The following is a 12,204-nucleotide window of genomic DNA, read 5'->3' as shown; positions in this document are numbered from 1 at the left end:
ACCGGTATATCTGGGGGCGGGTTTCAGCACTCAGCTCGTGACGTTGGTGCTGAGCTCGCCGATGAATTCTTCGAAATCCTTGGCTTCCCGGAAATCCTTGTAGACGGAGGCGAAGCGCACATAGGACACGCTGTCGAGCGCGGCCAGCCCCTCCATCACCAATTCGCCGATCTTGTCGGACGGAATTTCCTGATCACCGCTGCTTTCAAGCTGACGGACAATGCCATTTATCATGCGATCGATCCGGTCCGGATCCACGGGGCGCTTGCGGGTGGCGATGCTGACGGACCGTTCCAGCTTCTCGCGCTCGAACGGCGTCCGCTGTCCGTCTTTCTTGACCACTGTCAATTCGCGCAGCTGCACTCGCTCAAAGGTGGTGAAGCGGGCGCCGCAGGTTGCACAGGCCCGCCGTCGCCGGATTGCGGTATTATCCTCTGTCGGCCGACTATCCTTAACCTGCGTTTCGTCACTGCTACAAAATGGACAGCGCATCCGATCGTTCCCTTCCTGTCATATCTTCTCCCGCTGCCCCTTTGTTGGTCATTCCGCCTACATTTCCGGGTAAAGAGGGAAAGCGTCGCAGAGTTTCTTCACATCTGCACGGACCTTTTCCTCAACAGCACCGTTATCCTCCGGATTTGCAGCCAGTCCGTCAAGGACTTCGGCAATCAGGTCGCCGACTTTCGTGAATTCTGCCGTGCCGAAGCCCCGCGTTGTCGCCGCCGGAGTCCCCAGACGCACGCCCGACGTGACCATCGGCTTTTCCGGGTCAAACGGGATACCGTTCTTGTTGCAGGTGATATTAGCATTCTCGAGCGCCCGCTCGGCAATGTTGCCAGTAAGCTTTTTCGGCCGGAGATCGACCAGCATGACATGGGTATCGGTGCCACCGGAGACGATATCAAAGCCATGCCCGACAAGCGTCGCCGCCAGCACTTCCGCATTCTTGACGACCTGCGCCGCGTAAGTCTTGAACGCCGGTGTCAACGCCTCGCCAAAGGCCACGGCCTTCGCCGCGATTACATGCATCAGCGGGCCGCCCTGCATCCCCGGGAAGATCGCCGAGTTCACTTTCTTGGCGATCGCCTCGTCATTTGTCAGGATCATGCCGCCGCGCGGACCGCGGAGAGTCTTGTGGGTGGTGGTGGTTGCGATATGCGCATGCGGGAACGGGCTCGGGTGCACGCCCGCCGCGACAAGGCCGGCGAAATGCGCCATGTCGACCATCAGAAAGGCCCCAACTTCATCGGCGATCTGGCGGAAGGTGGCGAAATCGATATGCCGCGGATAGGCCGAGCCACCGGCGATAATCAACTTGGGTTGATGTTCCTTCGCGAGGGCGCGGACTTCATCAAAATCAATCTGGTGCGTTTCCTTGTCCACGCCGTAGTGAACGGCGTTAAACCATTTACCGGACTGGTTCGGTGCCGCGCCATGGGTGAGATGGCCACCGGCCGCAAGTGACAGGCCAAGGATCGTATCGCCGGGCTTGATCAGCGCCATGAAGGCACCCTGGTTGGCCTGCGAGCCGGAGTTGGGCTGCACATTCGCAAATCCGCAACCGAACAGTTCCTTCGCGCGCTCAATCGCCAGTTCCTCGACAATATCCACATATTCGCAGCCACCATAATAGCGGCGTCCCGGATACCCTTCGGCATATTTGTTGGTGAGCACAGAGCCCTGCGCCGCCATCACGGCAGGGCTGACGATATTCTCAGAGGCGATCAGCTCGATCTGGTCCCGTTGCCGGCCAAGTTCCAGTCCGATCGCCCGAAAGACATCCGGATCGTTGCGTTCGAGATCGGCTTTGAAAAAGTTGGCCAGCTCGGCACTTTGCATCGTCATATGTTGAACTCCTTTTCGGACCGGCCCAGTCCACCCCGGATGAACCGTGCAAAACAGATAATACACCTCTCCGTCCGCACTCGCGGGACCCTCACCCGATGGTCTTGCGCCTTTCCTCATACGGTCGGAAAATAGCCGGCGGAAGAGTTGCTGAATAGTCGTATTTCGCGCGCGCGCAAATACTGCGCCGGATGGATAGCACAGGTGACAAAGACTTCCTAGAAAAACTCTGCCATTAATGCTCTTTTTTTCGGCGGCAAATAACCTTTACTTTGAGCTAGCACAAACGACCTTAGTCGAGGTGATCAATTCAATTTTAAAAATAATTAAAAGCGCTTGCCTTCGTAGATATCTAATTATAAGTTTAATAGATGATATCTATGGCTGAATCCATAGTAGTATAGAGGTCTGAATATTATCGCGAACTTCGCGCCCGGACTCTGCACCCGCGAAAAAATCAACTTGGATTCATGTTACGTTCAAATAATACTACAATTCTCAGGTAATTGTGGCGTATTTAAACATGTTATTTTGTAATTTCGAATATTCGAGAAAGGCCTCTGGATTAAAATTGAAAAACTAAAGATGGAATCGACAGGTTTTTAGTCTGGCGACTCCGTGTATTAGGACTTCCGATTCGTTATTCAGAGTTTTTTTCTGTTATTCGTACTGCGATGTATTGACATTGCACAACAATTCGTAACAAGTAGAGTAAGTAAACAGTCCCCATTAAGCGAACGAAGCTAAAGCACAATGACACAATCTTTTTCGAAAGAGGGTATCCCCTCATCTCAATCTGAGCGTGAGGAGTTGCTCCGAATGACGGCCGATATCACTGCTGCCTATGTGAGCAATAACCAGGTTGAAAATGCCGAGTTGGTTGAAGTTATCAAGTCAGTTTACAGCTCTCTGGCGTCGCTTGACGCGGATTCGGAGACGGAGCAGACAGAACAGAAACCCGCGGTCCCGATCAAGCGTTCTATCCAGAACGACTATCTCATCTGTCTGGAGGATGGCAAGCAGCTGAAAATGCTGAAACGCTATCTGCGATCCAACTATGACATGACGCCGGAAGAATACCGTGCCAAATGGAACCTCCCGCCGGATTACCCAATGGTAGCGCCCGCTTACGCGAAGCGGCGCTCGCAATTCGCCAAGGAATTCGGCCTCGGCCGCAAGAAAAAGACGGCGTGACTCCGGCCTGATCTCTCCTGAACAACAATGCCGGAAACCGCAATGGTTTCTGGCTGGCGCGGCATAATGCCGCTTACCAACATCTTGCATCCCCCACATTTCTCCGATTAACTGACGACTAAGGGTCAATGACCCGCGAACCGGTCAGCAACAGGATTCCGTTCTGTCGGCGCGTTTTGCATTGGAAACCATATCGCGGATGCGCCAGATTTATGAAACCTCGTTTCTCTCTTAGCCACAGCACCCTGTTGTGGATCGTTTCCGCGTTTTTGCTGGTAACGGCAAATGCCCAGTTCTTCAGGCAAACCGTCGCCGTCTACGGGATAGATCAATACCTCCCTTTTCTCATCTCCCAGGGCGCTGTCCTGCTCTGTGCGATCATGTTGTTCGGGACGATCTTCAGCTTCTTCTTGCCGGTCCGGCTCGTGGCCATTCTGTTCCTGATAACCGGCGCCACTGTCGGCTATTTCAGCGATAGCCTCGGCATCGCCATCGATAAGGAGACGATCCGGAATGTCCTCGCGACAGATATCAACGAGGCCGGCGACCTGCTCAACTGGGGGCTTATCATGCGGGTCGGGCTGCTGGGCATCCTGCCTTCCGCCTTCATGGTCCTGATTCCCCTCAAGCCAGCCCCCCTGTTCGCGCGACAGCGGCGCTTGGCCGGCGCGGCCCTAATCGCGCTGCTGGTCGGGGTGCTCACCATGGCGCCCTTTGGCGATTCATACGCCAGCCTTTTCCGCGAACACAAGCCGCTCCGGTATTTCACCAATCCAGTCCACCCGATCTATTCCGTGATCAAGCTGGCCATTGATACGGGCGGCGGCACAATGGATACGACCTTCCGGCCTCGCGTTAAAACAGCGGATATCCCCGCCGAGGATGAAGAGCATGAACTGGTCATCGTTGTTATTGGCGAGACGGCCCGCGCCGATCACTTCGGTCTGAACGGATATGCGCGGCAAACGACACCGAAACTTTCCCGCCGGGATGACATAATCTCCTTTAGCAATATGCGCTCCTGCGGCACCTCGACGGCGGTCTCCCTGCCCTGCATGTTCTCCCTCGATAACCGGTCGGAATTCGCCATCGATCAGGCGCGCTTCACGGAGAATACCCTCGATGTACTGGTCAAGGCCGGCGTGTCCGTGCTCTGGCGGGACAACAATACCGGCTCGCAGGGGGTGGCGAACCGCATGCCCTATGAACTTTTCAACACGCCGGAAAGAAACCGCCGCTGTGATGTAGAGGAATGCCGCGATATCGGCATGCTGGACGGGCTGGACGAATATATTGCCCGGCAGGAGGGCGATATCCTGATCGTCCTGCACCAGATGGGAAGCCACGGACCCGCCTATTTCAAGCGCTATCCTGATGACTACGCGGTCTTTACACCGGACTGCCAGTCAAAGGAACTCGGGTCCTGCGCCAACTCCGAGATCGTCAATGCCTATGACAACAGCATTCTCTATACCGACAGCTTTCTGGATGCCGCGATAGAGTATCTGAAGGGCAAGCAGGATCGCTATGAAACATCGCTGATCTATTTAAGCGACCATGGAGAATCACTTGGCGAGATGGGGGTCTATCTGCATGGAATGCCCTATCTTGTCGCGCCGGAAACGCAAACCCATGTGCCCTTTATTATCTGGGCGAGCGAGTCATCGGATATCGATCGGGACCGGTTGCGGGCCCGCACCAATGACCCGATGACCCACGATGATTTCAGCAAGCTTCTTTTGGAGGTTTTCGAAGTTATCGTGGACCGGAACAAAATCGCCAGCGGGTCGAGCATCCTGCCCCTGAAGCCCGAACCTAATCTCCACTAATCCGCCAGGCTAGACGACAATCCCCGGCTTCTTTGGCGTATCGGGGGCAGACGTCTTCTCCGTGGCCGGCGGCCCCTTCTTCTTGTTCATCACATATTGCAGCTTGGCGAGCGCCGTGCGTTTAAGCTCCTCCTGCCCGGCCGAGCTCGGCCCGACGATAGAAACTTCCAGCATTGTCCTGGGGTCGATCACCGACACTTTCACGGACGTGCCATGCTGCTGGAACTCGACGATATATTCGCTTTTCTCTTCTGATGACATTGCCTGTCTGTCCGCTTAATTCCCGACGCCGGATGAGCTTAGCATATATCGTTCCCGCGCATGAAGCATATTGATGTTGCAGCGCAAAGCGGCTAAACAGACGGTCATATGCCGCCTCCCGGCCAAAATATACAAACATATATTCGGAGATAACCTTATGAGCAGCGCCTCTTCCAAACCCGTTTTTGACCCTGTTGATCCCTTTCTGCTGGATGACCAGCTGACCGAAGAAGAGCGGCTGGTCCGCGATACCGCCCGCGACTACTGCCAGGAAAAGCTGATGAGCCGGGTTCTGGAAGCGAACCGCCACGAGACCTTTGACCGGGCCATCTTCACCGAGATGGGGGAACTGGGTCTTCTCGGCTCCACGATCGAGGGTTATGGCTGCGCCGGTCTTGGCTATGTCTCCTACGGCCTTGTTGCGCGCGAAGTTGAGCGGGTCGACAGCGGCTATCGCTCAATGATGAGCGTGCAGTCCAGCCTCGTCATGCATCCGATCAATGCCTACGGCACCGAGGAGCAGAAACAGAAATACCTGCCGAAACTCGCGACCGGTGAATGGATCGGCTGCTTCGGCCTGACCGAGCCCGATCACGGCTCAGATCCCGGCTCCATGGTTACGCGCGCGAAATCCGTCGATGGCGGCTATAACCTGAACGGCGCGAAGATGTGGATCACCAACTCCCCTGTCGCCGATGTGTTCGTCGTCTGGGCGAAAACCGATGACGGTGTCATCCGCGGCTTCATCCTTGAAAAAGGCATGGAAGGGCTCTCCGCGCCGAAGATCGAAGGGAAATTCTCTCTTCGCGCTTCCATCACCGGCGAGATCGTCATGGACAATGTCTTCGTTCCGGAAGAAAATCTGCTGCCGGGTGTCAAGGGCCTCGGCGGTCCATTCGGATGCCTCAACTCCGCCCGCTTCGGCATCGCCTGGGGCGCGCTTGGCGCCGCCGAGTTCTGCTGGCAGGCCGCGCTCAACTACACAATGGAGCGCAAGCAGTTCGGCCGTCCCCTCGCCGCGAACCAGCTGATCCAGAAAAAGCTCGCCGATATGCAGACGGAAATCTCCATCGGCCTGCAGAGCTGCCTCCGTGTTGGACGCCTGCGGGACGAGAACCGCGCCGCGCCGGAAATGATCTCGCTGATCAAGCGCAACTCCTGCGGCAAAGCCCTCGATATCGCCCGGACCGCCCGCGACATGCATGGTGGCAACGGTATCTCCGATGAATATCACGTCATCCGCCATGTCATGAACCTGGAGGCCGTCAATACATATGAGGGTACCCATGACGTGCACGCGCTGATTCTGGGCCGCGCCCAGACGGGCATTCAGTCCTTTACCGGCGCGTGAAATAACGCCACAATCGGCCCCATAAACCAATAAAGCAGCCTCAAGCTGCGGGAGGAAAAAATGAAAATAGCGGGCAAGAATGTTGTGATTACAGGCGGGGCAAGCGGCATCGGAAAGGCGCTTGCCGAACGCTTCCATGCGGAGGGGGCGAAGGGCATCACCGTCGCCGACCTGCAGGAAGGACCGCTCCAGGAAGTGGCGAAATCCGTCAATGGTCTCGCCGTTCCAACCAACGTCGGCAAAGAATCGGACATCCAGAACCTCGTCGCCAAGGCGGAGGAGGCCTATGGCCCGATCGATATCTTTGTCTCCAACGCCGGCCTCGCCCGCTATGGCTGGGAAGAAACGCCGAATGATATCTGGCAGCTGAACTGGGATGTCCATGTGATGGCCCATGTCTATGCCGCCCGCGCCGTGGTTGACAAGATGATCGCCAATGGCGGCGGCTATCTGGTCAACACCGCCTCGGCCGCCGGCCTGCTCTCGCAGGTCGACAGCGCGACCTACGCCACGACAAAGCATGCGGCGGTCGCCTTTGCGGAAACTCTCTCCATCCGTTACGGCGACAAGGGGTTACGCGTTTCCGTCCTCTGCCCGCAGCAGGTCCGCACCGCGATGACCAAGGACCGGCTCGGCAGTGTCGCCTCCGTCGATGGCACGATGGAACCGGAAGAGCTTGCCGACTGCGTGGTCGAGACCATGGACAAGGAAGAGTTTCTTATCCTCCCCCACCCGCAGGTCCGCGAATATATCCAGCGCAAGGCAACGGACTATGACCGCTGGCTGAAAGGCATGCGCAAACTCCGCGACGCCTATGTGAAGTAAAAGCGCGCGTTTCGCGCTACGGATTGGCGGCCAGTGCTTTCGTGAAGAAGCTGGTCGCCATTTTTATGTCGTCATACTGGCCGAGGTTATTATGGCCGGCGCCCTCGATCTTGATAAAGGCGGTGCCCTTCGGCGCGAGGGTGGCGAGCTTCTCCCCCTCTTCAAACGGGATGACCCTGTCCTCGGTGCCGTGAATGATCAGGATCGGCGCGCGTACCTCCCCGATCACTGCGTCATTGCGGAACGGGTATTTCACCAGGAAATCAAGCGGCGGCATCAACCGCACGCGATAGCGCGCAATGGCCAGCAGGGACGTAAACGGGCTTTCCAGCACCACCGCGAAGGGATCGCGCGCCGCTGCCACGGGGATCGCCGCCCCGGTGCCGAGCGAATGGGCGAGAATGCCGACCGGCCCCTCCGTCTTCGCCACCAGAAAATCATAGGATGCGAGGCCATCGGTGATGATCCCCGCCTCCGACGGTTTGCCCGTGCTGCCACCATAGCCGCGATATTCCGCGAGCAGCACGCCATAGCCCGCCGTGGCCAGCGCCTGCCCGCGCGTCATCTGGTTCGCCGCTGTCTCCGCATTGCCATGAAAGACGAGGATGCTCGCCGCCTTTTCCCCCGGTGGGTGATAGAAGGCGTTGAGCTGCTCCCCATCTTCGGTGGTGATCGTCACCGCCTCGAACCCGCCAGCGGCCTCCCCTGCCCCGCGATCGGGCACCGGAAAGACAAACGCCCCTTGCGCAAAATAAATCCCCGTAAAGGGGATCACACCAAAGAGCATCACCAGCGCAATAATCGAGAGGATAATCTTTCGAAACAGGCTCATACAGCACTCACAGATAGAATTTACGGCACGGGTACTACCGGCCCGGAACGTCAGATTAATCGCTCTTTCACTGGCAATTCAAGCGAAATTCTCTTAACCTGAAGGCGACTTCCTTGGGCGGACGTCGCCAGGGATCAACCGGCCCCCAACTATAAAAACAACAGGTCAGATCATGAAAACATATGCCGACGGCAAAATCGAGGTGACCAGGGATGGCCCCGTCACCATCGTTACCATCAACCGCGCAGAACAGCGTAACGCCTGCACCGTGGAAATGGTGCGCGCCCTGCATGACGCGTTCCAGGAGTTCGAGCAGGACGAGACGGCCCGCATCGCCATACTGACGGGTGCTGGCGGTTATTTCAGCGCCGGGGCAGACCTTGAAGAAATTGCCTCCGGCAGTGCAATCGGATTTAGCTGGGCCGGCACCGACAAGGGCGCGACCCGCCGCCGCCTCGAAAAACCCGTGATCGCGGCGGTGGAGGGACATGCGGTCGCGGCGGGACTTGCCCTCGCGGTCTGGTGTGATATGCGCGTCGCCAGCAAGAGCGCCGTTTTCGGGGTGTTCTGTCGTCGCTTCGGCGGACCGATGCCAAATGGCGCGACGGTGCGCCTGCCCCGCATCATCGGGGAGAGCCGCGCGCTCGACATGTTGATGACGGGACGGCCCGTGGACGCTGAAGAGGCCTATCGCATCGGGCTCGCCGACCGGCTGGCGGAGACGGGCAAGGCGCTGGAGGAGGCACTTGACCTCGCAAGGCAGCTTGCGGCGTTCCCGCAATCGGCCCTGCTCTGCGATCGAAAGTCAGCCATTCGCCAATGGGATTATCCCGAGGAAGAGGCCATCGACCGAGAAATCGAGGGGGCGAAAGACGCCTTCCGCGACGCCTTCCAGTCCGGCGCCGGAACCTTCGTCAAAGGCACCGGCCGCCACGGCAAATTTTCATAAGGGATTAGTGAGCGCCTATACCCGGCGTGGCGGCACACCGCCGTCACGCGGGGGTTGGGTGGGTGAACAACCTAAATTGCACTTTCCAAAACATTAACGCAAAATCAAGAGGCATTCACTCGTCTTAATGCGCGGGCCAATCCATCATCAATACGATCTCTCACAATTTTCTCATGACATTTCATCTGTCTATAAAATCTATTTCGTGTTCCTTGAAAAGTTTTGACTGCTCTTGTGATATAAGTCCAAAACGTCCATGATTTATACACACTTTTCTCAGACGGAAAGCCATCACTCCCAAAGTCCTCAACCCGACCAAATCTCTTGATAGCTTGTTCATAATTGAATAGTGATTTCAGTTCCTCAATATTTTTTCCGGGATATCTCAATACGTGAGCGTATGCCTGCCGCTTAGCTTCAAACGTGATTTTACGATGCAAGTTAGATAAAGTTGAATCCCGAATAAAAACTGCCCTGCCATTATATCTAAAACCTAGGTATTCAAGACCATTTTTTCCTTTTTCACCAAAAACAACTGAGAAATATTGAAACTCCCCGTTATTTTCAAAAACAAAAACCGAAGATTTCGCGTCGGATATTTTTAACTTCGTCCCAAATTTATTTATGGATTCTTGAACCTTCCTAAAATATTGGATTCCCTCTTTTTTTCCGCCTGGTAAAATGAGCAAAATATCATCTGAATATCTCAAATATTTACCGCCAACTGCTTGCATCCAACTATTAACCAATTTATCGAACTCGAGTAAATAGAGGTTAGCCAGCAAGTCGGAAATCGGCGCTCCTTGTGGTATACCATAAGGCTTGAAATTCTTACGAACTAGAGATTTTCCTTTTCCACCATGACCAATAATTTTCTGTCTAAATGTCTTACCATCACATAGTTTAGTTGGCATTTCTCGCTTAGAGACAAGATAGCCCTTAATATCATTACCAGCTTTACCCTTGGTTTTATTGCCGAAGTAACCAAGCCTTTCATAAACATCTTGAAGATCAACGATTGAGTATGATGTTATATTCCTGAAAACATGAAAATGATCTTTTGGAAGGCGTTCAACCTCTAGCATTTGACACCACAAACAATATAGAAGTTCGTGGTCCAGCGACTCAAAGTAACTACTGATATCCAAAGCAACTACGGTACAATCCCCTAGACGCTTAATTTCATCAAATGCTTCTTTCGCGAAATCGATATTACATTTACCGGACACGCCGTCCTTCTTAAGCAATTTTCGATAAGCTAGAATACTTTCATTAAGACCCGAAGCTAACAAACACTGTTCATATGATTTAGATAAAATTCGCCTATAATGCATATAGATATACGCATCTTTTCTTGCCGCGTATCTAATTTCGCGTTCTTTGACCTTACCCTTTTCTCCCTTTTTTGCGTATTTCGTCCATCTTTGCGAATACTTCAAAAACGGAAAAAAGTTGTGCTTTGAAACGAGTTCTGGGGATTGGATATATTCAGTTGCATCTTCAACTGAAATCGCATCGTCAAAGTGCGGATACCATTTAAGGTCGTTTTGCATTAAAATCTGATCGTCCATTACCCCCTCCCAATAATGCGAGAGGGGTGGAGCATAACGGGTTGCATCCCGCTTAACCATCTCCACCCCGTCTATTGGACGCGAGCAGAATAGGCATGTTTATCCAATCTGCTCTAGGTCTGCATGTCTTTCGACGTCATGTGCTATATAGTAACCATGAAGATATTAATCTTATGGTCGCAAGACCAGATCGATTTCGAGGAGATCGCAATGAACTTAATCATCGCAATAACTGAATTCACAATAGGTCTTGACAGTTCTAAGCACAACTCCACTACCCCCGATTATTCATCTTTGTTAGCGGATAGAACACAGGGCAAGCCTGCGAACATCATATACATGTGTTGAGGTTTGCAAAATTCAATAGAAGATAGAAAAAAATTTAAGTTTTCCCCCACTACCGCCCCTTAAACACCGGGTCGCGTTTTTCGAGGAAGGCTTTGATGCCCTCGGCGTGGTCTTCGGAGGTGATGGCGACGGTGTATTGGTCCATATCCATATAGCTGACGGCGTGGTTGAGGGCGTTGGCGGCAACTGAGGCGCCCTGCTTGATCATGCGGACGGGGAGCGGTGGCATGGCGGCAATTTTCTTTGCGAATTCGAGCGCGAGCGCGTAGGCGCCGCCCTCCTCCGCCACTTCCTCAATGAGGCCCCATTGCATGGCTTTATCGGCGCTGATCTTGTCGGCAATGATGCAGAGCTGCTTGGTACGGGCCGGGCCCATCAGGTTGACCATACGCGGCACGGACTGCCAGCTCATGTTCATGCCGTTGCGGATTTCCGGCACCCAGAAGGTCGCGCCCTTTGACGCAACGCGCATATCGCAGGCAACAGAGAGGGCCACGCCCCCGCCGATGCAATAGCCATCCACGGCGACGATAGTCATGGGCTCCAGATCCTCCCACGCCTTGCTCATCTTCGGGCCGACTTTCAGCATCTCCCGCCGGTCCATCACGCCGGCCGAGACCCGCGCCTTGACCGCGGGGTCCTTCAGGTCATAGCCGACGGTGAAATTTTTCCCGTTGCCGGTGAGGATGATGGCGCTCAGTTCCGTATCCCCCTCAAACGAGCGGGCGACATCCGTCAGTTCCCCCATCAGCTCGATGGACATGGCGTTGACATCGGTTCCCCGATCGAAGCGGACGGTGGCGATGCGCCCTTCCCGTGTGACTGTTACATACTTGTAGCTCATGCTATTCCCCCTTATTGTTTTTATTAATTGGATCGCAGAAAAGGACCGTAAAATGCCCGCTTATATGATCGCCCGGATCGATGTCACCGACCCCGAGCAGTATGAAGTCTATAAATCCCTTGCGCCGATCGCCATCAAAAAATACGGCGGACGGTATTTAACACGCGGCGGGGCGATGGAAACACTGGAAGGGCCGACGGAAACCCGGCGAATGGTCCTCCTTGAATATCCGGATATGGCGGCGGCGAAGGCGTTCTACGACAGCCCCGAGTACCGGAAGGCGCGCGACGCCCGAAAGGACGCCGCCGAAGGGCAGTTCGTCCTGCTCGAAGGGCTCGACAAACCGCTCTGGTAG

12 protein-coding genes are annotated in these 12,204 nt (G+C 54.8%); 6 read left to right on the top strand and 6 right to left on the bottom strand.

The features are described 5' to 3' along the window. Nucleotides 1–30: 30 nt before the first annotated feature. Entirely contained in the window at nucleotides 31–492 is a 462-nt protein-coding gene (gene nrdR, locus J0X12_RS12385; RefSeq protein WP_207046204.1) for a transcriptional regulator NrdR, read from the bottom strand. A gap of 57 nt (nucleotides 493–549) precedes the next feature. Then, nucleotides 550–1,839 (bottom strand): serine hydroxymethyltransferase, encoded by a 1,290-nt coding sequence (gene glyA, locus J0X12_RS12380; RefSeq protein ID WP_207046866.1) that lies wholly within the window; start codon nucleotides 1,837–1,839, stop codon nucleotides 550–552. A gap of 825 nt (nucleotides 1,840–2,664) precedes the next feature. Here glyA and J0X12_RS12375 point away from each other — a divergent pair. Together J0X12_RS12375 and J0X12_RS12370 are read left to right on the top strand one after the other, a co-directional pair. Further along, complete coding sequence (locus J0X12_RS12375) at nucleotides 2,665–3,039, top strand: Ros/MucR family transcriptional regulator (protein ID WP_273543424.1); 375 nt, start codon at nucleotides 2,665–2,667, stop codon at nucleotides 3,037–3,039. A 212-nt stretch (nucleotides 3,040–3,251) separates the two neighbouring features. After that, nucleotides 3,252–4,868: a phosphoethanolamine transferase gene (locus J0X12_RS12370; protein ID WP_207046200.1), complete on the top strand. Its 1,617-nt coding sequence runs from the start codon at nucleotides 3,252–3,254 to the stop codon at nucleotides 4,866–4,868. 9 nt (nucleotides 4,869–4,877) lie between these two features. On the opposite strand, the gene J0X12_RS12365 is transcribed toward J0X12_RS12370, so the two are convergent. Continuing rightward, the gene (locus J0X12_RS12365) at nucleotides 4,878–5,129 is read right to left on the bottom strand and encodes a DUF6898 family protein (protein WP_207046198.1); all 252 of its coding nucleotides are present in this window, start codon (nucleotides 5,127–5,129) and stop codon (nucleotides 4,878–4,880) included. A gap of 157 nt (nucleotides 5,130–5,286) precedes the next feature. Here J0X12_RS12365 and J0X12_RS12360 point away from each other — a divergent pair, with 157 nt between their 5' ends. Beyond that, nucleotides 5,287–6,480, top strand: coding sequence for an acyl-CoA dehydrogenase (locus J0X12_RS12360; RefSeq protein WP_207046196.1), 1,194 nt, complete (start codon nucleotides 5,287–5,289; stop codon nucleotides 6,478–6,480). A 60-nt stretch (nucleotides 6,481–6,540) separates the two neighbouring features. Further along, nucleotides 6,541–7,305, top strand: coding sequence for an SDR family oxidoreductase (locus J0X12_RS12355; protein WP_207046195.1), 765 nt, complete (start codon nucleotides 6,541–6,543; stop codon nucleotides 7,303–7,305). Nucleotides 7,306–7,321: 16 nt separating this feature from the next. On the opposite strand, the gene J0X12_RS12350 is transcribed toward J0X12_RS12355, so the two are convergent. Beyond that, nucleotides 7,322–8,137, bottom strand: coding sequence for an alpha/beta hydrolase (locus J0X12_RS12350; RefSeq protein ID WP_207046193.1), 816 nt, complete (start codon nucleotides 8,135–8,137; stop codon nucleotides 7,322–7,324). 172 nt (nucleotides 8,138–8,309) lie between these two features. On the opposite strand from J0X12_RS12350, the gene J0X12_RS12345 reads away from it, so the two are divergent. Next, on the top strand, nucleotides 8,310–9,086 hold the full coding sequence (locus J0X12_RS12345) for a crotonase/enoyl-CoA hydratase family protein (protein ID WP_207046191.1): 777 nt from the start codon (nucleotides 8,310–8,312) through the stop codon (nucleotides 9,084–9,086). Between the two features lie 104 nt (nucleotides 9,087–9,190). Here J0X12_RS12345 and J0X12_RS12340 read toward each other — a convergent pair whose 3' ends face one another. Together J0X12_RS12340 and J0X12_RS12335 are read right to left on the bottom strand one after the other, a co-directional pair. Beyond that, on the bottom strand, nucleotides 9,191–10,657 hold the full coding sequence (locus J0X12_RS12340) for a reverse transcriptase domain-containing protein (RefSeq protein ID WP_207046189.1): 1,467 nt from the start codon (nucleotides 10,655–10,657) through the stop codon (nucleotides 9,191–9,193). Nucleotides 10,658–11,054: 397 nt separating this feature from the next. Continuing rightward, nucleotides 11,055–11,849 (bottom strand): enoyl-CoA hydratase/isomerase family protein, encoded by a 795-nt coding sequence (locus J0X12_RS12335; RefSeq protein ID WP_207046187.1) that lies wholly within the window; start codon nucleotides 11,847–11,849, stop codon nucleotides 11,055–11,057. A 52-nt stretch (nucleotides 11,850–11,901) separates the two neighbouring features. Here J0X12_RS12335 and J0X12_RS12330 point away from each other — a divergent pair, with 52 nt between their 5' ends. Next, the gene (locus tag J0X12_RS12330) at nucleotides 11,902–12,204 is read left to right on the top strand and encodes a DUF1330 domain-containing protein (RefSeq protein ID WP_207046185.1); all 303 of its coding nucleotides are present in this window, start codon (nucleotides 11,902–11,904) and stop codon (nucleotides 12,202–12,204) included.

Origin of the sequence: Sneathiella sedimenti, assembly GCF_017313765.1 — a bacterium.
GTDB lineage: Bacteria > Pseudomonadota > Alphaproteobacteria > Sneathiellales > Sneathiellaceae > Sneathiella > Sneathiella sedimenti.
This window is presented reverse-complemented; position numbering and strand designations above follow the sequence as displayed.